Origin of the sequence: Mesorhizobium silamurunense (assembly GCF_014843905.1) — a bacterium.
Classification (GTDB): domain Bacteria; phylum Pseudomonadota; class Alphaproteobacteria; order Rhizobiales; family Rhizobiaceae; genus Mesorhizobium; species Mesorhizobium silamurunense.
Genome location: NZ_LPVS01000034.1, coordinates 47132 through 72438, shown reverse-complemented (window position 1 = coordinate 72438; position 25307 = coordinate 47132). Strand labels below are relative to the sequence as shown.

General features: G+C 60.9%; 22 protein-coding genes and 1 tRNA gene. 21 read left to right on the top strand and 2 right to left on the bottom strand.

From position 1 onward, the window contains the following. The first annotated feature begins 265 nt into the window (after positions 1 to 265). From AU465_RS09070 to AU465_RS09045, 6 genes are read left to right on the top strand one after another with little or no spacing between them, the layout of a single operon-like run. A complete protein-coding gene (locus tag AU465_RS09070) occupies positions 266 to 4474 on the top strand; it encodes a tape measure protein (RefSeq protein ID WP_192246044.1) in 4209 nt (1402 codons plus the stop codon). Further along, on the top strand, positions 4471 to 5070 hold the full coding sequence (locus AU465_RS09065; RefSeq protein ID WP_192246042.1) for a DUF2460 domain-containing protein: 600 nt from the start codon (positions 4471 to 4473) through the stop codon (positions 5068 to 5070). Before AU465_RS09070 ends, AU465_RS09065 begins: the two co-directional genes overlap by 4 nt. Before the next feature lie 2 nt (positions 5071 to 5072). Then, positions 5073 to 5924 (top strand): baseplate hub domain-containing protein, encoded by an 852-nt coding sequence (locus AU465_RS09060; protein ID WP_192246040.1) that lies wholly within the window; start codon positions 5073 to 5075, stop codon positions 5922 to 5924. Beyond that, on the top strand, positions 5924 to 9364 hold the full coding sequence (locus tag AU465_RS09055) for a GTA baseplate fiber-binding domain-containing protein (protein WP_192246038.1): 3441 nt from the start codon (positions 5924 to 5926) through the stop codon (positions 9362 to 9364). The genes AU465_RS09060 and AU465_RS09055 overlap by 1 nt, the downstream gene beginning before the upstream one ends. Before the next feature lie 4 nt (positions 9365 to 9368). Beyond that, positions 9369 to 9878 carry a hypothetical protein gene (locus tag AU465_RS09050; RefSeq protein ID WP_192246036.1) on the top strand — a complete coding sequence of 170 codons (510 nt, stop codon included), beginning with the start codon at positions 9369 to 9371 and terminating at the stop codon, positions 9876 to 9878. After that, positions 9879 to 10565 carry a hypothetical protein gene (locus AU465_RS09045; protein ID WP_192246034.1) on the top strand — a complete coding sequence of 229 codons (687 nt, stop codon included), beginning with the start codon at positions 9879 to 9881 and terminating at the stop codon, positions 10563 to 10565. Here AU465_RS09045 and AU465_RS09040 read toward each other — a convergent pair. Beyond that, positions 10562 to 10861: a hypothetical protein gene (locus AU465_RS09040; protein ID WP_192246032.1), complete on the bottom strand. Its 300-nt coding sequence runs from the start codon at positions 10859 to 10861 to the stop codon at positions 10562 to 10564. The two genes, AU465_RS09045 and AU465_RS09040, sit on opposite strands and share 4 nt — an antisense overlap. After that, a complete protein-coding gene (locus AU465_RS09035; RefSeq protein WP_192246031.1) occupies positions 10861 to 12336 on the bottom strand; it encodes a TadE/TadG family type IV pilus assembly protein in 1476 nt (491 codons plus the stop codon). The genes AU465_RS09040 and AU465_RS09035 overlap by 1 nt, the downstream gene beginning before the upstream one ends. A 134-nt stretch (positions 12337 to 12470) precedes the next feature. Here AU465_RS09035 and AU465_RS09030 point away from each other — a divergent pair, with 134 nt between their 5' ends. The 15 genes from AU465_RS09030 to AU465_RS08960 all read left to right on the top strand — a co-directional run bounded on the left by AU465_RS09030 (position 12471) and on the right by AU465_RS08960 (position 25117). Continuing rightward, positions 12471 to 12755: a DUF7940 domain-containing protein gene (locus AU465_RS09030; RefSeq protein ID WP_192246028.1), complete on the top strand. Its 285-nt coding sequence runs from the start codon at positions 12471 to 12473 to the stop codon at positions 12753 to 12755. Next, complete coding sequence (locus tag AU465_RS09025) at positions 12742 to 13383, top strand: lysozyme (protein ID WP_192246027.1); 642 nt, start codon at positions 12742 to 12744, stop codon at positions 13381 to 13383. Before AU465_RS09030 ends, AU465_RS09025 begins: the two co-directional genes overlap by 14 nt. 177 nt (positions 13384 to 13560) lie before the next feature. Further along, positions 13561 to 13974, top strand: a complete 414-nt coding sequence (locus AU465_RS09020) for a hypothetical protein (protein WP_192246025.1) — start codon at positions 13561 to 13563, stop codon at positions 13972 to 13974. Beyond that, a complete protein-coding gene (locus tag AU465_RS09015; RefSeq protein ID WP_192246023.1) occupies positions 13955 to 14158 on the top strand; it encodes a hypothetical protein in 204 nt (67 codons plus the stop codon). Before AU465_RS09020 ends, AU465_RS09015 begins: the two co-directional genes overlap by 20 nt. After that, positions 14155 to 14685, top strand: coding sequence for a hypothetical protein (locus AU465_RS09010; protein ID WP_192246021.1), 531 nt, complete (start codon positions 14155 to 14157; stop codon positions 14683 to 14685). Before AU465_RS09015 ends, AU465_RS09010 begins: the two co-directional genes overlap by 4 nt. Positions 14686 to 14687: 2 nt before the next feature. After that, on the top strand, positions 14688 to 15035 hold the full coding sequence (locus AU465_RS09005) for a hypothetical protein (protein ID WP_192246019.1): 348 nt from the start codon (positions 14688 to 14690) through the stop codon (positions 15033 to 15035). A gap of 42 nt (positions 15036 to 15077) precedes the next feature. Then, complete coding sequence (locus AU465_RS09000) at positions 15078 to 15293, top strand: hypothetical protein (protein WP_192246017.1); 216 nt, start codon at positions 15078 to 15080, stop codon at positions 15291 to 15293. Positions 15294 to 15428: 135 nt separating this feature from the next. After that, positions 15429 to 16340: an ATP-dependent DNA ligase gene (locus tag AU465_RS08995; RefSeq protein WP_192246015.1), complete on the top strand. Its 912-nt coding sequence runs from the start codon at positions 15429 to 15431 to the stop codon at positions 16338 to 16340. A 173-nt stretch (positions 16341 to 16513) separates the two neighbouring features. Further along, entirely contained in the window at positions 16514 to 16885 is a 372-nt protein-coding gene (locus AU465_RS08990; RefSeq protein WP_192246013.1) for a hypothetical protein, read from the top strand. Positions 16886 to 17005: 120 nt separating this feature from the next. Further along, positions 17006 to 17079 (top strand) — tRNA-Cys (locus AU465_RS08985). A 124-nt stretch (positions 17080 to 17203) separates the two neighbouring features. Continuing rightward, positions 17204 to 17878 (top strand): protein-L-isoaspartate O-methyltransferase family protein, encoded by a 675-nt coding sequence (locus tag AU465_RS08980; RefSeq protein ID WP_192246011.1) that lies wholly within the window; start codon positions 17204 to 17206, stop codon positions 17876 to 17878. A gap of 219 nt (positions 17879 to 18097) precedes the next feature. Further along, positions 18098 to 19459, top strand: a complete 1362-nt coding sequence (locus tag AU465_RS08975) for a TolC family outer membrane protein (RefSeq protein ID WP_192246196.1) — start codon at positions 18098 to 18100, stop codon at positions 19457 to 19459. Positions 19460 to 19696: 237 nt separating this feature from the next. Then, on the top strand, positions 19697 to 20506 hold the full coding sequence (locus AU465_RS08970) for a PopZ family protein (protein WP_192246009.1): 810 nt from the start codon (positions 19697 to 19699) through the stop codon (positions 20504 to 20506). 215 nt (positions 20507 to 20721) lie between these two features. Then, a complete protein-coding gene (locus tag AU465_RS08965; protein WP_192246007.1) occupies positions 20722 to 23505 on the top strand; it encodes a valine--tRNA ligase in 2784 nt (927 codons plus the stop codon). 361 nt (positions 23506 to 23866) lie between these two features. After that, positions 23867 to 25117 (top strand): OmpP1/FadL family transporter, encoded by a 1251-nt coding sequence (locus tag AU465_RS08960; protein ID WP_192245993.1) that lies wholly within the window; start codon positions 23867 to 23869, stop codon positions 25115 to 25117. Positions 25118 to 25307 lie beyond the last annotated feature (190 nt).

Genomic DNA, 25307 nt, shown 5'->3' with positions numbered 1-25307 from the left:
ATGTTCCCGCATCAATTCTTCGAACTGACCCCGCACGAAGTAGGTACTTGGCTCGGCCCAGCCTGGCAGGGACGTGTTGAGGCGGCCTACTACATTGCGCGGACTCAGCGGGCCAGGAGGCTCCCCGACAAGGCGTCGGACCTCTGGGATGATCCGCAGAAGCTCCAGACGCCGGCTCAGATGTTCCGGAAGGCGCGTGCCTTCATGGAGCAGCAAAAGAAGCTGCGACGATCATCCTCGCCTCAAAAAAAGAGCATAGGCAAAAATGGCTGAATCCATCGGCTCGATTTATGCTTCGCTGACTATGGAGACCGGCGGCTATGCTGCCGGCTGGGCTCTTGCTGACCGTATCACTGCGCGAGGCGCCTCCAGCATCCGCAAGGAAGCCGGCCTCGCGCAAGCCTCTATCGAGAGGTTCACGCGAAGCACCGGCAGCGGCATCAGGCCCTATGGTCTGATCGCCGTTTCGCGCGCGTTCGAGCGGGTGAATGACCGTGTCGGCCTTCTCCGCGGCACGATGTTGGCGACGACGGCCGTGTTCGGCGGTCTCACGGCGGCGCTGTCGTCCAACCTGGTGCTCCGCTACGCCGACACCTACAACAACCTCTCCAACCAGATCCGCGTCGTGTCCGACGATGCTTCCGATCTGGCAGGGCAGCTGGCCGGCGTCGCGGCGGCCGCCAACAATAGCCGCGCCTCGCTCTCGGCGACGGCGGTGCTCTATTCTCGCCTGGCCAAGGCGGCGCCTTCCACATCGAGCAGCACCATCCTTCAGTATGTCGAGACCATCCAGAAAGCGCTGACGCTCGGCGGCGCCACGGCGCAGGAAGCGACTTCGGCGGCCATCCAGTTTTCGCAGGCCATCGCGTCGAACCGTCTCGGCGGCGACGAATTCCGTGCCGTCCTTGAGACCCCGCTTGGCATGGAGCTGGCAAAGGGTCTCGACGTCACGATCGGCAAGCTGCGCCAGATGAGCATCGCCGGTCAGCTCACGGCCGACAAGGTGCTGGGCGCGCTCGAGAAGATCAAAGGCAGCATCGACGAGGACTTCAACAAGTCGGTCCTCACAATCGACCAGTCGCTCGTCAAAGCCGACAACCAGCTGACCCAGTATGTCGGCACCTTGGACAAGACCTACGGCCTCACCCGCATCGTTTCGGGCGGCATCCTGGTCTTCGCCAACAACATCGACACGGTCGCGAATAGCGCATCGGCTCTCGGGCTGGCGCTCGGTGCCGCGTTTGCCGGTCGGCTCGTCGGCCGCGGCGCCGGCAAGGCGGTCGATGCCACCTTCGGCGAGATTTCGCGCCGGGCCGCAGATGCCAAGGAAGAGGTTCAGAAGCTCACCAAGGTGCAGCACGATCTGGCGGAGCAGCTCGATCGCGGCACGCGCGCCTTTGGCAACCTTCAGGGTCGCGACAACCTCGAATTCGCGTCGAAATCCGATCTCAAGATCCTTCAGCGCGAGGAGGCAAAGCTCAACAGGATTCGCGAGAGCCGTCTCGCCACGACCACGAAACTGCGCGACGCGATCGACGCCGCGAATACTGTCGAGGTGAAGAGCACCAAGCAGAGCCAGGCGGCGGCGGATCGCATTGTTGAGACGCAGGGCAAGATCGAAGCCAGCCAGACGAGGCAGATTTCGCTCGCAAATGAGCTCGCGAAGGCGGAGACGCGGCTTACGGCCGCCAAAGGTCAGCAGGCTATCAACGTTTCCAACATCGGCGCCGTCAAGGAAGCGGAACGCGACATCACGCGCATCCGCCAACAGCAGGTCTCCGAGGCGACCAAGCAAGGGGCACTCGAAGAGCAGCTCGGCAACCAGCGGATCAATCTGGCTAATCGCATCGGCGTCGCCGAAGCCCAAGCTGCGGAACAGCGCTCCAAGTACCAGAAAATCGCAGCCGATCAGACGAAAGAGTCTGTTCGCCTCCATCTCGAAGAATATGACCAGACGCAGCGTCTTGGTCGCGCCAGGGCTGCCATCGACCAAGTCGGGGCCATCGGCAAGGGCGCTGAGATGAGGGCCGCCCAAGCGGAACTCGACGGGCTTCGCACCAGCCTGGAGACGACTTCAACATCGCTGTCGGTCGCAGTCAAGAACACCAGCGTGTTGCGCCAGTCGTTCGGCCTCCTGAAGTCGGCTGGTGCCGGCCTCGTAGGGTTCCTCGGCGGCCCCTGGGGCGTCGCGTTCACTGGCGCGATCTCTCTGCTCACCATCATGGGCATCAAGTCGGCCGAGGCGGCACAGGAGCAGGAGAACACGAAGAAGGCGCTTCACGATGTTCTCGGCTCGATTGCTGACGCCGGCGGCAAGACCGGTCAGGCTGCCGAAACCAGCCTGAAGACGGAAGAGATCAAGGGCGAGCTTACCGCCACCGAAGACAACATCAAGCTCTTCCAAAAGAGCGTCGATAAGCAGAGCACCAAGATCGAGCAGTCGTTGACGCGAGCTTTCGATCCATTCGTCAACCCAAAATTAATTGGTCAGACTACCAACTTCCCGGAGCTGTTTGCTGGGGCGACAGCCGGGGTGAAGTCGCTCGTCGACCAGGTCGCTCGGGGCGAGCTCGCCTTTGCGGACATCAACAAAGCGATCCGGGCACTTCCGGAAGCAAAGTTCATCGACGCCGACCAAGTCGATGACCTCGCTGCAGCGGTCGCTGAGGAAGGCAAGCTGCAGCTCGCCATCGACAAGACGACTGCCAGGGCCGACCAACTGAACAAGACGTTGAAGAGCGGCGTCGGCAATCTCAACGTCGAAGACGAGATCAACAAGGCTGCCGCCGCCTCAGCCAATGCCTTGGAGATCTACGAGACCAACCTCAAGCAGTCGCAGAAGACCGCCCAGGGCCTTCTCTTCAACATCAAGCAGATCAACGACGAGAGCGATCTCGAGTCGAAGATTCGGCAGGGCACCGCTGCCGTGATGAAGGACAACAAGGATCTCCTCGAGGGCGAAGCGCGCGACGTCGCGATCGTCAACACGGTGCTCGACACGATCAACGGCAAATCCGAGGAATGGCTCCGCTCCACCGAGGCGACCAGCGGCTTCTTTGCCCAAATTCTCGCCCGTGCCAAGCAGATCGCGCCGAACATCAATTTCGACAAGCCTGAGGCGACCGCTACTCAGCTGGCAGCGATCGACGACCTCGTTCGCGGCCAGGTCGAGGCCAACAAAAGGCAGCTCGAGCGCCGCGGCCTCTATGGCGACGAGCAGCAGCGCCTGGAGATTCAGGACGATCTGCTCGCCAAGATCGCCGGCCAGAACATCAAGGTCACGGATGCGGTCCGGCAGAGGGTGAAAGTGGGTTCGGAGGCAATCGCGGGATCGACCAGGGAACTTCAGATTCTGGATGCCGTCAGCAACGCGCTCGAACACGCAAGCAGCCAAGACCTTTCTCAGTCTCGCTTCGCCGGTGTCGCCAATGCCTTCGATGCGATCACGCAACGACAGATCGACATGGAGGCGGTCAGCACTCAGCTGAAGCTGGCGCAGACCGATCTCGCCGCAGCATTTTCGGTCGGCCGCGACCGGATGTTCGGGCAGTCGCTGGAGATCGACGGTCTGAACCAGCAATACGGTGCCATCGAAGGGCGGTTGCAGGCGCTAATCAATAAGTTCTTGGCGGGCCGGCTGCCGGCCGACAAGCTTGCCACCGGCATTGCCAATATCCGGGAAGAGCTCAAGAAGCTTGGCGCCAACTCAGATGCACTGGATGGCTTCATCAAGGGTATCGAGGACGCTCTTCTCTGGATCGCCAAGCTGACTGGGGCGATCAATACGTTCAAGCAGAATCCGATTGTTCAGCGCGCTGGCGCGACGGGAACGCGCACGACCTATCCCGACGCTGGCGGCGTTTCGGTGACCCGGTTCAGCAGCGGCAGTGGCGGTAGCTCCGATACGACAGCTCCGGTCGTCACGGCGGTTGAAAATGGCGTCAACGTCACGCGGTATGGTCAAGATCAAACGACGGCGGCTACGAAGGACGTCGGGACCAGCGTCGACACTGTCGACCAAAGTGTTAGAGGGGGCTTCTCCAACCTGACCGGCGCCGTGAACGCCAATACCAATATGCTCGCACTAGGCATGTCTGCTTTGGGTGGTGCCGTTATGGGCAGCGCTACTGGAAATTCGGGATCGCAATATGGCGCACAATCGGACGCTATCTTCAACGCGTTTCTTGATTCCATGGGCGTACCTGAGAGCTACCGCATGGGTTCCCCTAGTTCGCCATCGAATATGTTCGGACCGAACTGGGATCCGCAGCATGGCAGCCATGTTGGCGATGTCATCAATCTCGGCCCGAAGCCGCATATCAAGCTAGGTCCGACCACAGATGGTACTCAGGTCGGGATCACCGTTGGCGACATCAACGTCAACGGGGTCTCTGACGGCGCCGAAGCCGGTCGACAGGCTGCATATGAATTCGTCCGTACAGTCTATGGCGCCATGAGCAGTTCAGTCGCATGACGTACCCTATCTTCCCCAAGTCGGCGGCGCTCGGCTTTATTTCCAGCACGCCGGACTTTGCCGCCGAGTCGATCGTGATGAACGGCGGGGCGGTGCGTTCGATCGTCCGGCGGACTCGCCCACTGCGCCGCTATCAGTTCGGCTATAGCAACACACTGGTTGCCGACATGCGGAACATCGTCGAGAAGATTGAGGAATGCCGTGGCAGCGGGTATCCCGTGCTGATCCGCGACTGGCGCCACTATTCAGTCGTTGACCAGGTGTTCGGGTTCGGTGACGGCACCAGCGATGGCAAGCAGCTCGTCATCTCGTTCGGTGGCGCGCGCCCATATGACTACCCGGTCAAATTCCTCGACGAAGACGATGGCGCCATCGTCATCAAATCGAACGGTGTCGTGAAGGCGATCGCCAGCAAGACCGACGGGATCATCGTGCCGACTACCCCGTGGGCGATGGGCGAAACGCTGACCTGGACCGGCAAATATTACGTCGCCGTTCGGCTCGAAAGCTCGAGCCAGGATGTAATGATCGACGGCCCGAACGGGGCCTATGCCAAGATCAATGGCATGTCCGCGACCGAGGATATCAACGCCTAAAAATGCCCAGAACCAGCTTTCCCGTACCTCTGCTGACGATGTTGGAGGGGGCTACGGTCACGCCTGTTTGGTTGATCGAGATGGTCAACCGCGTTGGCCAGGTCGTGCGCCTTTCATCTTCAGGCGAAATGGTGACGACGGCCGGCAGCCCGGCCGAAATTTTTCTCGGCGACCCCGGCTTCAACATGACCAGCGTGACCTACTCGTTGGATGGGTTCCCCGCGACGGTGGACATCACCGTGCCAATCGACGACCTGGGCCCGGTCTATTCGGCGCATGTAAAGCGCGGCATCTGGCGTAAGGCCACCACCGTTCTCTACTTGGCCGACATCGACAACCCTGATTATCGCCAGGTCATGGCGACCGGATTCGTCGGCAAATCGTCATTCTCTGACAGCATCGCCGGGACGCTGGAATTTGCCACCAAGGGCGAGCAGCTCGGCGACATCGTGCTGGATAAGATCCAGCCGAAGTGCAACCACACTTTTGGTTCGCCGGAATGTGGATTTGATCTGTCCACTCGCGAACTTTCAGGAGTGATCGGCACCGTCACGACGAACGGCAAGTTCACCGTCGTCATTTCAAATCCGACCAACATCGATTTCAATTTCGGTGGCGCCCTCAAGTTCACCTCCGGAGCAAATATCGGCGACAGCCGAAAAATTCGTAGGTGGACCAGCGGAACCAGCCTGGTGGAGCTGACTGACGGTTTCTCCCTGGACATCGAGCCAGGCGACTCCTTCGTGATGCATGGCGGGTGCGCTCGGACGCGAGCAGTCTGCGTTCAGAACGGACGCAAGAACAGCTTCTCCGGTTATGACCACACGCCGGGCGAACTTTATGGCGGCGGCTAATGACTGGCACACGTGACGCTCGGAACGGCCAACTTGTCCTCGGCCACTATACGCTTCCATCAGAACCGCCGCGCATCGACAAGAATATTACCCGCCGCACCGGCCTTACCACGCCGCCGGCGTTGGGCCGGCCGAAGTCGGCGGTCATCGGGACTGGACGTGTCGATGGTATCCCAGTCTATGGCCAAAACAAAACCGTGACGACGACATACAAGGGAACACGGATCGGATCGCAGCTCAATCTGACATACCCAGAACCGACAACTGTCGCAACGATTGACGTTGTCTATCTTCTTGCCCGCGATTACTTCGGTCGTGGCTACGATATCATCCGTATCGAGGCGGATAATCAGGTCGTTTTCGACGCCGAGAATGGTGCCCGACCGACGATCGAGTTTCGTTTCTACAACGGGCTTCAAACGACCGTCGATCCGATCGTCAAGCAGATCGTCGGTGCGAATGCTGGAGCGCATACAGGAGATGTGCTCCTTGTCCTCCCGGACTACCCGGCCGGACAAGCGCCGACCATCACGGCCGTGATTTCCAATGCGGCGACGGCGTTCCCCCCAAGCGGGGAGATTGCCTGGACGGGGGAGGTGCCGAGCGGCGTTGCGGATTCCTTCCCGCATGGCTCGGCTTACGACCCGATCGACCACGTGATCTATCAGATCCTGCAGCCGACCGACATTCCTAGCCTGTCGCAGATATACCTAGCCATCCTTGATGTTGATACGCGGACGGAACGGTATCGTGTGCCGCTGGAGGGGTCGGAGCCCTATGCGGTGGGTCGAGATGTTATCGACTACCAGTTGAGTGTGCCTGTTGCGATGCCTGGAAGCGGGTTGCTTCTTGTGCAACTGCAAGGAGCACCGGCGACGCCGCGGCTTTCAGCAATTTATGACGCCGCTACAGGCCACATGTTGGCCTCGCAACTCGATATCGTGAATCAAGAGTGGCTTACGGTGATGCCGTTTGGCGACCTTTGGGCGTTCGTCGGGCACAACTTTGACGACGGCACCAGGGTCACCGGCATCTATGATGCCGCCAAGGGCACTTTTGTTGTAGACCCCCTGAGCGGTCCGTCCAGCTACGTGATAGTCAACGGCCGAAGCACCTTCGACTTCTGTTCCTTTTTTACCGCTGATAGCGGCGGCGCTGTATATGAGCTGAAGTTTGACGGCGACCAGTGGAGCCGCATCCAATTGCTGGCCCTGACAGGATCGGATTTCCCGGCCGTCAGCGTTCTCTGGTTTGATCCGTTGACCGGATATCTGGTGGTCCTGCACCATCTGAACGTCAGCCCCTTCAGGCGATTCTATTACCTGAATCCGGATATCGGCACGCTGATCGATGCCTTCGATGTCACTGACGGAAGAAACTATGTCAACGCTTCTTTTCTACTCCCCATCCTGCACAACCGCCTAATCACTCGACCCGGCTACGTGCTGATGTTGGCTGAAACCGACAGTAACCATTTCGGGATCTATGCCCTCGATATCGCCGCCAAGAAGATCACGACCTTCGCAGATGGTATCTATGCATACGATTCGACGCGTATGTCGTACGTCATTGCTGATCAATACGGCTCACGCTACTTCAACGCGGTCGGTGAAGACGCTTGGGTGATGCACGCAGGGCCGGGTGCCATTCCCGGGCAGATCACGCTTCGGAATCACATCACGGACCTTCTCACTGACCTTGGTCCATACGACGTTGACAATATTCGGTTCTCTGGTTTCGACGGTCTCACCGATTGGGGCGACGTCATCGACAAGGATACCAGCGTCCTGACCGTTCTACGATCGTATCAGGATCCTCTGGGCTTCGTCTGGTCCGACATCGGCGATGAAGTAGTCTTCCGGAAAACCCCGACTGACGGTTCGTTCACGGCGGATGAAGCTCTTGCCGACACCGATCTTGTCTTCAAAGCGAACGGCTCGATCCTGACGGACGACGAAAGCGATCTGACGAGCATTGCGAAGGTCAACCTCGAATATGTCTCGAAGGACGACAACTACCAGCCGCGCACGGTCCACGCCGATTCATTCGACGAGCTCTATGATGTCACGAGGTCCACAAAGGAACTGAATTTTACGACATCTATGGTGCTTTCCGATGTCGACGGCGAGCGCCTCGTCTGGGAGTTGCTTTGGACCCAGCAGGCTAAACAACGGCAGCACCGCTTCTCGACCTATGCCGATTTCACGCACCTCATTCCGGGAGACGTCGTCAGCGTCCCGTCAGGCAGCATCGCCTATACAGTCCAGATCTCGAAGGTGAACATCAGGGAAAACCTGGTTATCGATTTTGAGGCTCGCGATTTCCAGACCTCGCTGTCGGCAGAGGTCGCCGCGGTTTCGAATTCTGGCTTCTCCGGCATCAATTCGGTGACGGTGCAGACGCAATATGTGCATCTAGATATTCCGCTGCTGCTCTATTCAGATGACGCTGGCGGCGCCTCGCTGGTCCAATACGGCATGGTGGCCAGCCGCGGTCAGCCGAACTGGGGAGGTGGCACACTTTATCGCGGTGACACATCGACCGACTTCAGCGCCCTGTTCGATCAGGGGCCGCATGGTGCCGTAATTGGCATTTGCCTGGACATGCTGAACGGTCCTGTGGACCCGTTTGCGACAACCGACATTTCATCAGTCACTATCCGAAAGATCTCCGGTGATGTGACCCTCCTTGTGGACAGGACTGAGGATGAAGTGCTCGCCGGGGCAAATCGTGCATTCATCGGCAGGGAGGGCCGCTGGGAAGGTGTCGGCTATAAGACCGTCGTCGATCACGGGGATGGCACATATACGCTTTCTGGCTTCTCTGTGAGGGGCCACAGAGGATCAGAGGTATTTTGCGGCCTCCATCAGGTAGGTGATCTATTCGTGATGGTCAGCGCGCAATGGGTGCGCGCGATTCTACATCCGACGTCCGATTTGGGCGCGACAAAACTATACAAAGCGGTGGGCTTCAATCAAAGCCCGGCTACTGTGACGGCCGAACCTCACGTCATTCGCGGCGCCGCCGAAACGCCATATGCCTGCGTCAACCTCGATGCCGGGGCAAGCAGTCCGGGTGGCATTGATATCTCATGGGACTATCGCTCCCGCCTTGCGACCGGCCTGAATCCGGCCAATTTCGGCGAAGAGACGTTGGCCTTCGAAATCGACATCTATGACGTCGACGGCGTGACCTACAAGCGGACGCTGACGGCGACGACGAATTCGGTTCACTACGCATCGGCCGATGTCGTGACCGACTTTGGTGCCGATCCGCCGGCCGAACTCTTCTTCCGCGTCTACATGATGAGCGCGCTCGATATCCTCGTGCCTGGGCAGGACCGTCCTGTTGCAGGGCGCGGTTACGAGGCTCGCCATCACGTCTACTTCTCAGGGGCCGGCACGCCGCTCGGTCTTCTCCTCGCACTAACAAGGGCTTGACGACATGAGTGACAACCTGACGGTGACGCCCGGCACTGGCGTCTCGATTGCGGCCGATGATGTAGGCGGAGGCCTACTTGTCCAGCGCACCAAGACCACGTGGGGTCCGGACGGCACAGCAAACGATGTTGATGTCGCTTCTGGCAAGCCTATGCCGGTACAGCTTCGTGGCAGCGACGGCACTGACCGGTCGAGCTCGCTCAAGACGCTGACCGACCTCGGCGCAGGCGAATATGAGACCGTGGCGGCTTCTGTAACCGCTCAGACTCTCGGCGCCACCGGTGCCGCAGGCGACTTTATCAGCCACATCCTTGTCATCCCGTCGACGGTCGATGCCGGCCACGTCCTGCTGCTCGACGGCGCGACATCGATCACGGTCTTCGAGGGCGGCACCGCCAGCCTTTCGAACCTGGTGCCTTTCATCATTCCGCTTGGGATGATCAGCGCGTCCGGGGCATGGAAGATCACCACCGGCGCGGGAGTGACCTGCATCGGCGTCGGGAACTTCACCTAGATGTTCCAACTCCGCAGAGGTTTCCTGGCATCGGTCGCCGCGCTGTCGCCACCGTCCGGTTTCGTTCCGCCGACCGGCATCCACGACTGGAGCCTCGATTTCCTCAGTGAGGTCTACACCAAGGACGGCTCGTCGGTTGTCTTGGCTGACGTCATCGACAAGCCGTCAAGGGTGGGTGCCAGCGGCCTTGAGATCCTAGACAACGATGTCGATGGCGTTGTGTCGGCAATCGGCGATCTGCTGACTGATTTCCTTCTCGTCGACTGGACCGTCGTCATCGAATGGCAGGAATTGACTACCGATGGCGCTACCTACCTGCTCTACCTCTTTCAGGCACCGGGCGGCGATGGGAATTACATTGTTGTTGAGCGCAGCACCGCATTCACTAGCTTGCGCGTAGACGCCCATGAATCTGGTTCGATCGTCACCCGCGACGTTCAGATCAACACCTCGCACGGTCCAGGCGTGCACAAGATCGCGGTGACGCGCACCAATGACCGGCTCAGCATCTCCTGCGATGGCAGCGCGGTCGATACCGAGACGGCATCAGGCGCCACGCTCAATCCGATGGTGACAGCCTCGTTCGGCGGCGACCCCGCCGATCAGTCCTACAACGGCACCTATATCCGATCGGTGAGGCTGATGGCGCCGGTCGCTGATGCGTCCCTGCCGGGCCTTTCAACCTAGTTGCCGCAGCCCTTGATCGCCTTGGAGAAGTCATCGAGCGCGATCATGTATTCTTTCAGCGCTGACGCGGCACCAACTCTTGCGTCCTCGGCATCGGCGGCGGCGGCCTGGGCACTCTTCGGCATGACCGGCATGGCGGCTCGGAACGCGTCGCCGGAGCTCAACGATGCAAGCATCTCTTTGAGCCGCCCGGAGGCGTTTTGAGCCGATGCGCTGAGAGTGTTGCAGGCCGTGGGCGACATCTCCTGGGCCGCCGCTGGCGTCACCAGCATCGCGCAGACGATCAGGGCTTTCATCATCGGTAAAGCTGCGCCTCGTTGCGGACAAACTTATCAAGGGTACCCTGGCCGCCGGCGGAAATGTCGACCAGTTCCACCATCACGGAGGCATCATCTGCGGCCGACATGACGGGCTCCGTGATAAAGAAACTGCCGAACGCTTCGACCGGAACGCCAACGCTATGGCCAGACAGATCATTACCCTCGGCCTCCAACGCGCTGCAGTTGAGAATGGCGCCGTAGAGAAGCCGCCGGTCAATTGACGTGATCGCCGCCGGGCATGCATTGGCAGGCGTCCCTGTTTCGCCGCCAGTCGATGCGTGATTGACCAGTCCGGCCGACTGTTCGTACTTGTAGACATCATAGCGCGTCGGCTTCGTCACCGACCAGCCGGCCGGCATGGAAGTAGATCCGAAATTGGTGCTCCAATAGGTGCTGAGCGGCCAGTTACCATCGCCCATGCGACCGTTTATATAGGGGAAGGAGTTGTCTCTTGGCAGCCCCATGTTGCCGGCAAGGCCGAAGGTCAACTGGTTCATGGCGGGGCACTGGCCGGCGCCGCCGGAAGTCTTTTTGGCGCCTTTGCGGACATTCGCCGCCGGGCCGTAAGCGGCGGTATTGAAGCCGCCGCCTGTAGCCCTGATGCCAAACCTGACATTGAAGGCATCTTGGACTGGCCCGGCATTCTGGCCCGTCTTGGTATCGACGCCTTTGCGGCCGTAGCAGCCCGTGGGTTTCGATGTGGCGATGGTCTCGGCGAGGCCCTTGGCACCGTTGCCGACGCCGGCCGGAGGTTCCAGGAAGCCGAAATTGCCGGGACCAGCGGCAGCACCATTGCCGACCTTGCGCACTTCGATCAGGCGGCGCCGTAGGTTCGGATCGGCCGCTGCATCTTGTAACGTATGAAGCGGGTCGTTCTCATACGGGTTGCAGATGAATATCGGCGTGAAGTCGCAAACGGCGGTCTGAAAGCCCGCTACCGCCTGCGGTCGGATTTCCATCGTGTTGTCGCCGCCGTTGAAACTAGCGGGGAAGATCGTTTCGAATGCGCCCGCGCCACTCGCATTGACAGTCACCTCGGCGAAACTCACAGCCTCGGGATCGGTGCTGGCCCAATTAACGCCGTTGGCATCTACACCGTCGGCGCCGAGCCTGATGTCATCGCTCGCCGGGATGCCCGTTAGGTAAGTCACGGTCACATCGGCCAAGGCGATTTGATGGTCGCCGGATGTCGAGAACAGTGTCCGGTTGGCGATAAGATTGGTGATGGCCCTGTTGGCGCGGGTGATGCTGTCGGGTCTGCCGTCGAGTTCACCGGCCCCGGCCAGAGCAAGAGCATCGATGCCTTTCTGCAGGTCATTATGAAGCCCGGTGGCCCGGCTCATGTCGATAGTCACTAATGCAAATCCGACAAGCACCGGAAGCATGATCGCCACCAGGATCATCGCGATCCCGCGCTGATCGTTCCAGAATTCACGCAATACGCGAAGCATTGCAGAGCCCTCCAACCCCTACAGCCGCAGCTATTTCCCCGTGCCGTGAAGCATAGGGCCGGCGATTTGAGGCGGCAAGGGGGTCCATTAGCAATTGGTTAACCCTTCGAACCGCGATCACGGAAGTCACGGCCATGCGATTGATTGACAATTTGCGGGCTGCGCTCGAGCGCCGCCTGATCGACGACTGGTGGGCGGTGCTGAAGCACGCCTGGACTGTCAGGCTCGCCATTTTCATTGCGCTTATCAACGGCTTCGCAGCGGTTGTCTATTTCATCACGGCCTCGCTGCCGGTCCCTCCGATCTGGCTGATCCTGCTCAATGGCGCGCTAACGACGGCTGTGCCGCTGCTCCGTCTCATCCCCCAGAAGAAGATCCCCCGGAAGAAAACCTCAGGAGATCCCGATGCCGATCGGTAAGATTGCGAAAACGCCGCGTGGCAAAGCGGCGGTCGCTGGTGCCATCCTCTTTGCGGCCAGCAGCGGCTGGACCGCCTTCATCACGAGTCAGCCGGACCGTCAGGTCGTCGCGATCCATGAAGCGGTCGCCAAGGGTTACACCCCGCCGGCGGTGCGGCTGGCCGTCGACAAACTGATCAAGCCTTGGGAAGGCCTGCGGCTGGTTGCCTATCAGGACAGCGTCAAGGTCTGGACGATCTGTTGGGGCGAAACCAAAGGGGTCAAACCCGGCATGCGCAAGACGCTCGAGGAGTGCGACGCCATGCTTATCGATCGCGTCACCCACGACTTCTACCTTCCGCTCGTCGATGGCGTGAAGGACTACTGGCAGGCGCCGATCTCTGTGCAGTCGTCGATGATCTCCGGCGCCTACAATTTCGGGGTCGGTTCGAAGAAACCGCGACGTGGCCAACTCGGCTCAAGAACTGCGGACTTCGTCACGCAGCATCAATACCTGGAGGCCTGCAAGGCTCAGACCGCCTTCAACAAGGCCGGGGGGATCAGGCTCGACGGTCTCGTGAAGCGCCGCGAGATGGGGGATGCGCAGCGGCTTGGGGAGGCCGAGCTCTGCGTCTCGGGGCTCCCCTGATGGGCGGCGAAAACCTGCAAGCCGCATTCACGCCATTTGTACGCGTCGCCCTGTGGGTGATCGCGGCCGTCGTGATCATCGGCCTCTTCTACTGCCTGGCGTGGGGATGACTCGATGATCGAGTTCCTATGGGCCTTCTGGGCGTTTGCGAAGTCTCGCGTCGGCCTGCCAATCGTCGTGGCCGGCGCCATCGTCTTCTATTACGAGGGCGTGCCGCTTGGGCCTGTCCGCTATATCCCGCTTCTCGGCCCCGCTTTGTCGGGCCTAGTCGATGGCCGCGTCGATCGCGAGTACGCCGCCGGCCAGCTCAATGAGCGCCTCGTATGGCAGGAAAAGCAGCGCCGCGCCGAGATCAAGAAGGCGGCGGAACTCAAAAGCATGCAGGCCCAGATAGATGCCGCGACGCAGGAACTCGCGGATCGCGAACGCGTCGACGCGCCGCGCATCGCCGATCTTCAGCAGCGGATCAGAGATCAGAAGGACGAGGACAATGGTTCGAAAGTGGCTGATACCAGTGCTGGCGCTTGCAAGTATCGGAGCGGCATCCCCGCCCGGGTGTCAGTCGGCATCGATGCAATCGGTCGCCGCTGACGAGCCGAAGAACCACGTCGATCCGAGTTCGATGCGCGAATGCAACGAGGTCGTCGACGTGCCGCATCGTTTTGTGCCGTGGGACGAAGGCAGCACCCTTTGGGGTGTAGACCGCGCCAGCCTCGGTGAATGCTGGCGCTTGAACCACGCCAAGGGTCTCATCATCAAGGCTCTGACGAAATGATCATCGTGCGCATCGCTCGAGGCATCAGCCAGCACTTTCAGGTCAGGGTGACCGAATGGATCATGACAGCGGCCCTGTTCGGCTGGTCGCTGGTGCTCTCTCTCAGCGCCGACACCTTTGACTCCTCACGATCGTTCTCCGTCATTGCTCAATACGGAGACGAAGGGATCTGGGCAAATCTCTGCTTGTTGGCGGGGCTGGTCAGGCTGGCCTCACTGGTCGTCAACGGCACCTTTCGTGAATTCAGGTATGCGCCGCATCTCAGGGCGTGCGCTTCGTTGGTGTCGTGTGTTTTCTGGGGTCAGATCGCCCTCGGCGTGTTCGTTGCCTCATTCAACGGCGGCAATGCGACCGACGTGATCAACTACATGACGTTCATGGGAATCGAGGTTTGGAACTTCTTTCGGGCGTGGACCGACACAGGCGCATCGCATAAGCAGATTCTTCCTGCCTCAGCGAATGCCGATCAGGGCGAGGGGCCAGATCGGATGCGGATCGACACGGACGACGAACCGCATCGGGGGTAGAAATGATCCTTGGCATTCCGGTCGACCAGCTCACCTCGGTCGCCAACTTTCTTGGCCTCGCCTTTCTTGGGCTCCTCGCCATTATTGGATTTCGCCGCGGCCGCAGTTCTCTGATCCCCACCGGTGAAGTCGAGCTCGCCGGCGCCCTTGTCGACAGCGCCGCAGTTAAGATGCTGGCGGCCGCCATCGAGGCGAACACCGCGGAATCGATCGCAGCCCGGAAGGACCGTGAAAAAGATAGGCAGGCGCTCTATCGGCTGATCGAGATGGGCAACCGCTTCGTCGACGAGGTTAGCGAGATGCGTCACGAGATCGGAGACCTGTCAAAAGAGATCGCCCGCAGAAGGTGATCCGCGCCAGGCGGTTCCTGGTATCACAAAAGGAGAAGACCGATGACGGCCCGAGTGAGAGCAAAATTTCGATGCGGCGCCAAGGAAGGCACTACCGTCTTCATGCATGCCGTCTATTCCGAGGATATCCAGTCCGAGAACGGCAGGTTCACCCAGGCGACGCCTTGGGCTGATCTGAAGATGAACGTCGACAATCCGGATGCTGCGATCCAGTTCGAAGTCGGCAAGGAGTATTACGTCGATTTCACGCCCGCCTGATTTCCTTTCTGATCCTCCCAAGGGTCCAGTCGCCCCCATCGGCTTCGGCCGGTGGGGGTCTTTTTTTGCGTTTCAGGGCCTAAACTATTTCGACATCTGATGCGTTTAGATTGCCTCAAATTTGAGGTGTTTTTGATGCGTGATCGGCTGAAGTTCATCAAACCCATGGAGCCCGCTCAGGTGGAAGAGCCGCCGGTCAGCGACGATTGGATCCACGAGATCAAGTATGACGGCTTCCGCACTCAGCTGATCCTCGATTGGACCGGGGCGCGAGCGTTCACCAAGACCGGGCACGACTGGTCGAAGCGCTATTGGCCGATCGTTGCGGCCGCAGAGAAGCTGCCGGCGAAGGCATTCATCATCGACGGCGAGGTGATCGCGCCTGATCCGGACGGGCGCCCGAACTTCCATGCGATGCATTCCCGCATGGCCTGGAACGCCGAGCAGCTCGCATTCGTCGCCTTCGACATCATGCATCTGGACGGCAGGGATCTCCGCGCGCTGCCGGTGATCGAGCGCAAGGCGATGCTTTGGGATCTGGTGAAGCCGGCCGACGGCATCATCCAATACAGCCAGCACGTCGACGGTGGCGGCGCCGAGTTCTTTGCAGCCGTCGAGAAGATGGGCCTCGAGGGGATGGTCTCGAAGCGTCCGAGCAGCCCGTACAAGAGCGGCAAGACCGAGGCGTGGCTGAAAACGAAATGTTGGGAGGTTGGCGACTTCGATCTGCTCGGCATCAAGCGCACGCCTGGCAAGCCACCCGTCGGCATCGTCGCCCGGGACGGGAAATATGCGGGCTCGCCGACCATCACGCTTTCCAAGCAGATGCGCGATCGCCTGCAGCAGCTGATCCAGAAGGCCCGGGCCGGGCAGCCCGCCGGTGTGCCGCGGGCGATTGCTGACCCATCGGTCGAGTGGATCAAGCCGGGAATGATCACCGCCGATGTCCGATATCTGCGAAACGAGCCCAAGCTCCGGCATGGAACTGTTCGAGGCTTTCGAGAGAAAGACGTGAACGCTCTGGTGAAGATTGCGAAAATACCCTAATGCTTAAATCAGGCGGCGAATGAACGCGATCCGTTCATTCATGCTGATCGATCGGCGTAACGCGGGGCTTCGGACGGGAAGCTGACTGGCGCCAGGCTGGAGAAGAGCCGCAAACTAGGCCACCGATCGATCCCGTCAGCCGGAGTAATGCCCGGCCCGCCTCATTCGATCTAGTGGAAGGCGTCATCGCACCCCATATCGGCCCGATGCCGTTCCATCTCCCAGAAATCACTTATCCGTTGTCGATCGACACGATCGGCAAGCTGCTCGCGCTCGGTCATGAAGTGACAATCCACTGCCACGAATACGGCTGCGGGCATTCCGGGCGGGTCAACCTGGTGCAGTTGGCGCGCAAGCTCGGAATGGACCATCCGATCCTCGACAATGATCTCAAGCCTCATTTCTGCTGCTCGCGCTGCCGCGAAGCCGGCCGCGTCTCGATGAACTTCGGCTTTGTGCACCATGCCCTGACGATTCCCTTCTCGGCATGGCCGCGCGAGAGGGAAGAAGAACGCCAAGCTGTCATCCAAGGCAGGCGCCGCTGAAACCGATCAGGAACAGGCGTTCAGAACGCAGCAAAGGAAAGCGTTCAGAATGACGCTGCGGCGCTTGACGAGTTTCGGCCGCCAACCTATTGAGACGCCTGGAACGCCGGGAGCATGGAAGGCCTCGTGGCGGAGTGGTTACGCAGAGGACTGCAAATCCTTGCACCCCGGTTCGATTCCGGGCGAGGCCTCCAATGCCCGGACTCCGGCGCTGTCGCGCCGGAGCGCCAGGTCCGGTCGAATTTGCCCGCGGACTTTGCCTGGGAATGCATTGGGCGCGGGTAGCGAATTGGGCGCGGAAAGCGGGTTGGTTGGAACATGGACGCTGATTTCTCCGAACGCCGCGTGAAGATGGTCGATGGCCAGATCCGCACCACCGATGTGACCAGCGCGCCGCTGATCGAAGCCATGCTTTCCGTGCCGCGCGAGGCTTTTGTCGGTGCCGGGCAGCGGGACCTGGCCTATATCGACGGGGACATCCGTGTTTCCGGCGGCGTCAATGGCGGCGGTGCCCGCTACCTGATGGAACCGTCGCCGCTCGCCAAGCTTTTGCAACTGGCTGAAGTCAGCGACAGCGATTCGGTGCTCGATGTCGGCTGCGGCACCGGCTATTCGGCCGCTCTGCTTTCCCGAATCGCAAAATCGGTGGTTGCGCTGGAAAGCGACCCGACGCTGGCCGAAGCCGCGAAGTCGACGCTGTCGGCGCTGGATTGCCAGAACGTGACGGTGGTGACCGGGCCGTTGCCGCAAGGTCATGCCGCGAAGGCGCCCTACGATGTCATCTTCATTGGCGGCAGCGTCGAGGAGGTGCCGGCGGCACTGCTCGACCAGCTCGCCGAGGACGGACGGCTGGTTGTGGTCGAGGGGCAGGGCAACTCTGGCGTGGCCCGGCTATTTTTCAAAGCCGGGGGGGTTGTAACCGGAAGACGGGCATTTAATGCGGCAATTAAGCCACTACCGGGCTTCGAACGTGTCCATGCGTTCGAATTTTAAGCGGTTTTGCCTTGCAGCGAAGGCGTGGTCATGATCGCTTGCGCTTGAACAATCGTTGCTGATTTGCTTTTCCGGGGATTTTCGGGGGCAGTCAGCGGGGGAACGAGAAATAGCGCGGCGCGGGCTGATCCGAAAGGGTAGGCTGGCGTGGCGTGGTTCCCGTGCAAAACGAATGAGGGATAATACGTGCCGCCCCTACACAAGACTTTTCTAGTAGCCATGCTTGTTTCGGCGACCGCGCTGTCGCCGCTGGCCGCATCCGCCGAAACAATTACCGGCGCGCTCGCCAAGGCCTATCAATACAACTCGCAGCTGAACTCCGCCCGCGCCGGCACTCGTGTCACCGACGAGGGTGTGGCCATCGCCAAGTCGGGTTACCGCCCGACGATCAAGGGATCGGCAAGCATCGATTACACAAGCAGCCACGCCAACCGGCTGGGTCAAACCTTAAATATAACCACAGGCAACTTTGGGGTTGAGATCGACCAGACGCTGTTCGACGGTTTCCAGACCAAGAACAATGTCGCCGCCGCCGAGGCGCAGGTCAGCGCCTCGCAAGAAAGTTTGCGCAATACCGAGGAGAACATCCTGTTCAACGCGGCAAGCGCCTATATGGATGTGATTCGCGACCGTCAGGTCGCGGTGCTGACCGAACAGAACCTGCAGTTCCTGACCGAGCAGGCGCGCGCCGCACGGTCGCGCTTCGAGGTCGGCGAGGGCACCCGCACCGACGTCGCGCAGGCCGATGCCTCGCGCGCCACGGCGGTGGCCCAGCTTAGCGCAGCTCGTGCGACGGCGCTGGCCAGTGCAGCGACCTACCACCAGATAATCGGCGACGAACCGGGCAAGCTCAGGGCACCCGCGCCGCTGGCGAAGCTATTGCCGTCGAGCCTTGATTCGGCTTTCACCATTGCCGCCGCGGAGCACCCGGCAATCCTTGCCACCGAGCATCTCGTCGACGCCGCGGCGTTTTCGGTGAAGTCGGCCGAAGGGGCACTTTTGCCACAGCTTTCTGCTAGTGCTGGGATATCAAGCCAGTATCGCAACACCACCCCTGGCGCTTTTGCGTCGTCGTCGTCCGAAGGGACGACCAATTCGGCCAATATCGGCGCAACGCTCACCGTGCCGATCTATTCGGGCGGCCGCACCTCGGCATTGGTTCGCCAATCGAAGGAATCGCTCAGCCAGGCACGCATCGAGGTCGACGTCAGCCGCGACCAGGTGCGCCAGGCCGTGGCCTCGGCGTGGACGCAATACACCGCTGCCCGCGAAAGCGTGGATGCCAACCGGCAGGTGATCGCCGCCGCGCAACTGGCGCTCAACGGCGTCATCGAGGAGCGCAATGTCGGCCAGCGAACCACGCTCGACGTGCTCAACGCGCAGAATGCCGTCATCACCGCCAAGATCAACCAGGCCAGTTCCGAGCGCGATGTCGTCGTGGCGAGCTACGCCATCCTGTCGGCGCTCGGCCGGCTGTCGGCCGAGCGGCTCGGCCTGCAGGTCGCGACATACAAGCCGGAAGAGCACTACAACGCCGTCAAGGACAAGTGGATCGGGCTGCGCACGCCGGACGGCCGCTGATTCTTTGTAAACTGCAAAAGCGCTGCGTGTCCGAGGGATGCGCGGCGCTTTTGCATTTGAAAAGCCAGCCGGCCGGCTGCTGGCGGCCGAGGCAGCTAATCTGTTGAAATCCAACGTCTCCCCAGATTGGGGATTCTCGGATGACGATCGGTCGGTTACGCTGTCGCTATTGATTCGAATTTTCGGCCCGGCCGGAATCGAAATCTGCAATGGGTCACAAGGGCGGCGGATGTGACGATGGCGACGGCAAGCAGCGCACAGCGCGAACCTTCCATGGAAGAGATACTTGCTTCCATCCGGAGGATCATCGAGGACAGCGATACCGGCCGCAAGCAGCCGACGGCCGACAGCGCAGACTTGCGCCAGGACCTTCAGCCGGCGGCGCCGACCGCCGACGTTGACGCCTTCCGTTCCGAGCTGAACGCGGAATCCGCTCCCAGGAAGCCGGTGAGTCTGGCGGAGATACAGGCCCAGCTCGCGGCGTCCGATCCGGCGGTCGCGAGCGCCGAGACACGCCCCGAACCCGTGAAGACCGCGCCTGCGCCCACCACCCTGGCGGAAGTCGGGGCTAGGGTCGCGGCGGAGCCCGACACGCCGGCGGTTGCGGGGGCGTCGAGCGTGCCGCAAAGCGCCGATAGCATTGTCGCCGACTGGCGGCGCGAGATCGCCGCCGTTGGCGGAAGCTCCGTCAAGGCGAAGGTGACAACCCGCCAGCCGGAGGTTGCGCCCGAGGTCGAGATCGACGAGGAGGATCTTGCCGCGCCGCCTGTCGAAGCCGCGGCGCCCGGCACGGGTTCGGGGCCATCCTCGGCCGACATCCCGCCGGTGCGTCAGGCGATCCTGTCCGAGCATGCGGGCCGTCAGGTCGCGGCGGCGTTCGGCGAGCTTTCGGATGCTTTCGCCAGCCGCAGCAAGAAGACCTTCGACGAGATGGCCGAGGAGATGCTGCGGCCGATGCTGCAGGACTGGCTCGACAACAACCTGCCGACACTGGTCGAACGGCTGGTGCGCGAGGAAATCGAGCGCGTGGCGCGCGGCGCGCAATGATTTCGCCGAACCGTTCAAGGTAAAGCCGCCGCCCCCGGGCGGCGCTTTTGTTTCCGGGAAATACGGCCGCGGGATCGTTTTGCGACGAGGGATGGGATTGCCGCCGATCGCGGCAAGCCTATCTGGGCGAGGTAGGCCTATCCTCTCGCGGTTGACTCGGCCAAGAGCTTCCGATTTACACCGGACGCTTGTTCCCGACAGTTCGGACTTCCTCCATGCTTGATAAAACCTACGACGCCAAGACCGTCGAGCCGAAGATCGCCAAAATCTGGGAAGAGGCCGACGCTTTCCGCGCCGGCGCCGGCGCGGAGGAAGGGGCGGAGGCTTTCACCATCGTCATCCCGCCGCCGAACGTCACCGGCTCGCTGCATATGGGCCACGCGCTCAACAACACGCTGCAGGACATACTTGTGCGCTTCGAGCGCATGCGCGGCAAGAACGTGCTGTGGCAGCCCGGCATGGACCATGCCGGCATCGCCACACAGATGGTGGTCGAGCGCCAGCTCATGGAAAGGCAGATCCACCGCCGCGACCTGACGCGCGAGGAGTTCATCGAAAAGGTTTGGGAGTGGAAGGCCGAATCCGGCGGCGCGATCTTCAACCAGCTGAAGCGGCTCGGCGCCTCGGCCGATTGGTCGCGCGAACGCTTCACCATGGACGAGGGCCTGTCCAGGGCGGTGCTGGAGGTCTTCGTCACGCTTTACAAGGAAGGCCTGATCTACAAGGACAAGCGCCTTGTGAACTGGGATCCGAAGCTGTTGACGGCCATTTCCGATCTCGAGGTCGAGCAGCACGAGGTCAACGGCAATCTCTGGCACTTCCGCTATCCGGTCGAAGGCGCGGTGTTCGACCCTGAGAATCCGAAGACATTCATCACCGTCGCCACGACGCGCCCCGAAACCATGCTCGGCGACACCGCGGTGGCCGTGCACCCCGATGACGAGCGGTTTCGCGACCTGGTCGGCAAGAACGTCATCCTGCCGATCGTCGGCCGGCGGATTCCTATTGTCGCCGACGAATATTCGGACCCGGAAAAGGGCTCGGGCGCGGTCAAGATCACGCCGGCGCATGACTTCAACGACTTCGAGGTCGGCAAGCGCCACAAGCTGCCGGCGATCAACATCCTGACCGTCGAAGCCGCCGTCAAGCTCAAGGACAACGAGGACTTCCTCGCCGGCCTCGAGGCGACACCGGAGCGCCAGGCCGTCTGGGACGAGCTCGACGGGCTGGACCGCTTCGTCGCACGCAAGAAGGTCGTCGAGCTGATGGAAGCCGGCGGCTTCCTGGAAAAGGTCGAGCCGCATCGCCACACGGTGCCGCATGGCGACCGCGGCGGCGTGCCGATCGAACCGTTCCTGACCGACCAGTGGTATGTCAACGCGGCCGAGCTCGCCAAGCCGGCGATCGCCTCGGTGCGCGAGGGGCGTACCAACTTCGTGCCGAAGAACTGGGAAAAGACCTATTTCGACTGGATGGAGAACATCCAGCCCTGGTGCATCTCGCGGCAGCTGTGGTGGGGTCACCAGATTCCGGCCTGGTACGGTCCGGACGGGCGCGTCTTCGTCGAGAAAACCGAGGAAGAGGCGCTTGCTGCGGCGATCGAGTACTATCTGGCGCTGGAAGGTCCGTGGAAGGCCTGGGTCGAGGACAGACTGGAGAATTTCCAGCCGGGCGAGATCCTGACCCGCGACGAGGACGTTCTCGACACCTGGTTCTCCTCGGCGCTGTGGCCGTTCTCAACGCTCGGCTGGCCCGACCAGACGCCGGAGCTGAAGACCTACTACCAGACCGACGTGCTGGTGACCGGCTTCGACATCATCTTCTTCTGGGTGGCCCGCATGATGATGATGGGCCTGCATTTCATGGACGAGGAACCGTTCCATACCGTCTATGTTCATGCGCTCGTGCGCGACAAGAACGGGCAGAAGATGTCGAAGTCGAAAGGCAACGTCATCGATCCGCTAGACCTGATCGACGAGTATGGCGCCGATGCGCTGCGCTTCACCTTGACCGTGATGGCGGCGCAGGGGCGCGACGTGAAACTCGACCCGGCGCGTATCGTCGGCTACCGCAATTTCGGCACCAAGCTCTGGAACGCGACGCGCTTTGCCGAAATGAACGAGGTCGCGCGCAACGACGATTTCTGGCTGAACGACGCCAAGCTAGCGGTCAACCGCTGGATACTGACGGAACTGACGCGGGCGGCGCGCGCGATCACAGAGGGCATCACCAGCTATCGCTTCAACGAGGCAGCGGGCTCCGCATACCGCTTCGTGTGGAACCTTTTCTGCGACTGGTATCTGGAACTGCTGAAGCCGGTGTTCATGGGCACGGACGAGGCCGCCAAGGCGGAGAGCCGGGCCTGCGTCGCCTTCGTGCTCGACGAGATCTACAAGCTGCTCCATCCCATGATGCCGTTCATGACCGAGGAGCTTTGGGCGCAGACGGCGGGCGAGGGCAAGGAACGCGAGTCGCTGCTTTGCCACGCCGCCTGGCCGTCGCCCGATTTCGAGGACGACGACGCGGCAGCCGACATCAACTGGCTGGTCGATCTCGTTTCCGGCATCCGCTCGGTGCGCTCGGAAATGAACGTGCCGCCGGCAGCAATCGCGCCCCTGGCGGTGATCGGCGCCAACGCCATGACACGCGAGCGGCTCGAACGCCACGACCAGGCCATCAAGCGCCTGGCGCGCGTCGGCAACATATCGCTGGCGGAAACGCCGCCCAAGGGCTCGGCACAGATCGTCCTCAACGAAGCGACCGTCTGCCTGCCGCTCGGCAGCCTGATCGACCTTGCGGCCGAAGCCGCGCGGCTGCAGAAGGAACTGGCCAAGGTGACCGAGGAGATCGCCCGCCTGTACAAGAAGCTCTCGAACGAGAAATTCGTCGCCAATGCGCCCGAAGAGGTGGTCGAGGCCGAACGCGAAAAGCTTGCTGAATATCGCGAGGCGCAAGAGAAGCTTTCGGTCGCTCTGACCAGGGTTCGCGACGCCGCCTGAGGGGCAAGATTCGCCTCCGCTGGAGAGCCATTTTCCGGAACGTCATCCGCCTCGAATACAGGCGTGCCGTTGCGTTAATTTTGACGTAAACGGAAACTTTGCGCCCCATTGTTGCCATAATGTAACAATGCGGCCTATTTTCACCAAAATGGCCTGTTTTTGGGCTGTATTGAAAGGTTTTTGCAGCTTTTTCCTGTCATTCGATGCCTGTTAAGCCGCGATTAGGCTGGATTTCGCGGCCGGGCACCATGGCGAAAATGCGTACTGTCAAGATGTACGCGTACAACTCTTGAATTCGTAGTTGCGCCGTTAACCCGAATTGGTTCTAGCTTGATCCCGCGTATTTCGGGGAGGGATTTCCATGAACATTTTGCGTCTAAAAGCACTGCTGGGGGCAGGGTGCTTTTCGCTCGCTCTGGTCGGCTCGGCGATGCACCCGGCGCATGCCGGCGGCATCGAGCGCGGTGGCTATGACATCGATCTGCTGTTCGATCCGGCGCCCTTCGCCACGGAAGCGGAAGCAACCTATGTGATGCCGAACCGCAAGCTCAAGAATGGAGTGGACACCAATCCGCTCGATGGCGACATCACCGCTCTCGGTAGCTCGACGAATGAAAGCGCGGACTATTGGGTGCCGCGCATCGGTGCGAAGGCCCAGATCGTCCAGGGCGTCGACTGCATGGTCGACTATTCGCAGCCTTGGGGGGCGCATACGACACCCGGTCTCTGGGCCGGCGCCCAGTCCAATATGGAAACGGATATCAAAAGCGACAGCTACGGGGCGACCTGCTCTTACAAGATGGACGCGGGCAAAGGCCAGCTTCGCTTCATCGGCGGTGTCTTCTACCAGAAGGTCTACGGCTTCAAGGAGGATTTGGTGTCGCCGCTGGTGCCCGACTTCGGGGGTACCGGTCGTGTCGATCTGACGAGCAGCGGCTGGGGCTGGCGCGCCGGCATCGCCTACGAAATCCCCGACATCGCATTGCGTGCCAGCCTCGTCTACAATTCGAAGGTCAAGCTCGACAACATCTCGGGCTCGCTGGATTTGACGAATGTCGGCAGCGTCGTCATCCCGATCTACGGTTCGACGCAGTACATGCCGGATGTGGTGGAGTTGAAACTGCAGTCGGGTATCGCGCCCGGATGGCTCGCCTTCGGCTCGATCAAGTGGGTGAACTGGAGCGTTCTGCAGAGTGTTCCGATCTGCCCTGTGGGTGTTCCTTCGTCGCTCTGCTTTACCGGCAATGCTGCATCCGGTTCGCAGCAGATTACCTCACTGGATCTGATGTATCGTGACGGCTGGACTGTTTCGGGCGGCATCGGCCACAAATTCAACGATCAGTGGAGCGCCGCCGGCCAGCTGAGCTGGGACCGTGGCACCTCCCATGGCTATGGCTCGCAGACCGATACCTGGACGCTGGGTGGCGGCGTTGCCTATACGCCGAAGCCGAATATCGAGCTTCGCCTAGCTGGTGCAATTGGCGTCTTGACCAGCGGTCATTCGGGAATAGTGAATGGCGAGAACGGCTACCAGGCCGGCACAGAAGTCAGCTACGATTTCGGCAACGATCTGGTCACCGCAATCTCCGGCGGTCTCAAGATCAAGTTCTAAGTCTTTGAAAATTCAGGAAGAGGCCGGGTACCGCCCGGCCTTTTTTCGTTTATGCTATAGCCGCCTAACCTAGCTGCGCGGCTTGATGTTGCAGATTCGCTGCACAACTGCCGTCCCCTCGCGATTGTGACGTTTTGGCAACAGTTTATGAACAACCCCCGCGCTAAAAGTCAGGCCGAGGGAACTGCCC

What these genes read in the sequence shown, in the direction of transcription:
- AU465_RS09070 (WP_192246044.1), top strand. Translation starts at nt 266, where the DNA reads ATGGCTGAATCCATCGGCTCGATTTATGCTTCGCTGACTATGGAGACC.
- AU465_RS09065 (WP_192246042.1), top strand. Translation starts at nt 4,471, where the DNA reads ATGACGTACCCTATCTTCCCCAAGTCGGCGGCGCTCGGCTTTATTTCC.
- AU465_RS09060 (WP_192246040.1), top strand. Translation starts at nt 5,073, where the DNA reads ATGCCCAGAACCAGCTTTCCCGTACCTCTGCTGACGATGTTGGAGGGG.
- AU465_RS09055 (WP_192246038.1), top strand. Translation starts at nt 5,924, where the DNA reads ATGACTGGCACACGTGACGCTCGGAACGGCCAACTTGTCCTCGGCCAC.
- AU465_RS09050 (WP_192246036.1), top strand. Translation starts at nt 9,369, where the DNA reads ATGAGTGACAACCTGACGGTGACGCCCGGCACTGGCGTCTCGATTGCG.
- AU465_RS09045 (WP_192246034.1), top strand. Translation starts at nt 9,879, where the DNA reads ATGTTCCAACTCCGCAGAGGTTTCCTGGCATCGGTCGCCGCGCTGTCG.
- AU465_RS09040 (WP_192246032.1), bottom strand. Translation starts at nt 10,861, where the DNA reads ATGAAAGCCCTGATCGTCTGCGCGATGCTGGTGACGCCAGCGGCGGCC.
- AU465_RS09035 (WP_192246031.1), bottom strand. Translation starts at nt 12,336, where the DNA reads ATGCTTCGCGTATTGCGTGAATTCTGGAACGATCAGCGCGGGATCGCG.
- AU465_RS09030 (WP_192246028.1), top strand. Translation starts at nt 12,471, where the DNA reads ATGCGATTGATTGACAATTTGCGGGCTGCGCTCGAGCGCCGCCTGATC.
- AU465_RS09025 (WP_192246027.1), top strand. Translation starts at nt 12,742, where the DNA reads ATGCCGATCGGTAAGATTGCGAAAACGCCGCGTGGCAAAGCGGCGGTC.
- AU465_RS09015 (WP_192246023.1), top strand. Translation starts at nt 13,955, where the DNA reads ATGCAATCGGTCGCCGCTGACGAGCCGAAGAACCACGTCGATCCGAGT.
- AU465_RS09010 (WP_192246021.1), top strand. Translation starts at nt 14,155, where the DNA reads ATGATCATCGTGCGCATCGCTCGAGGCATCAGCCAGCACTTTCAGGTC.
- AU465_RS09005 (WP_192246019.1), top strand. Translation starts at nt 14,688, where the DNA reads ATGATCCTTGGCATTCCGGTCGACCAGCTCACCTCGGTCGCCAACTTT.
- AU465_RS09000 (WP_192246017.1), top strand. Translation starts at nt 15,078, where the DNA reads ATGACGGCCCGAGTGAGAGCAAAATTTCGATGCGGCGCCAAGGAAGGC.
- AU465_RS08995 (WP_192246015.1), top strand. Translation starts at nt 15,429, where the DNA reads ATGCGTGATCGGCTGAAGTTCATCAAACCCATGGAGCCCGCTCAGGTG.
- AU465_RS08980 (WP_192246011.1), top strand. Translation starts at nt 17,204, where the DNA reads ATGGACGCTGATTTCTCCGAACGCCGCGTGAAGATGGTCGATGGCCAG.
- AU465_RS08975 (WP_192246196.1), top strand. Translation starts at nt 18,098, where the DNA reads ATGCTTGTTTCGGCGACCGCGCTGTCGCCGCTGGCCGCATCCGCCGAA.
- AU465_RS08970 (WP_192246009.1), top strand. Translation starts at nt 19,697, where the DNA reads ATGGCGACGGCAAGCAGCGCACAGCGCGAACCTTCCATGGAAGAGATA.
- AU465_RS08965 (WP_192246007.1), top strand. Translation starts at nt 20,722, where the DNA reads ATGCTTGATAAAACCTACGACGCCAAGACCGTCGAGCCGAAGATCGCC.
- AU465_RS08960 (WP_192245993.1), top strand. Translation starts at nt 23,867, where the DNA reads ATGAACATTTTGCGTCTAAAAGCACTGCTGGGGGCAGGGTGCTTTTCG.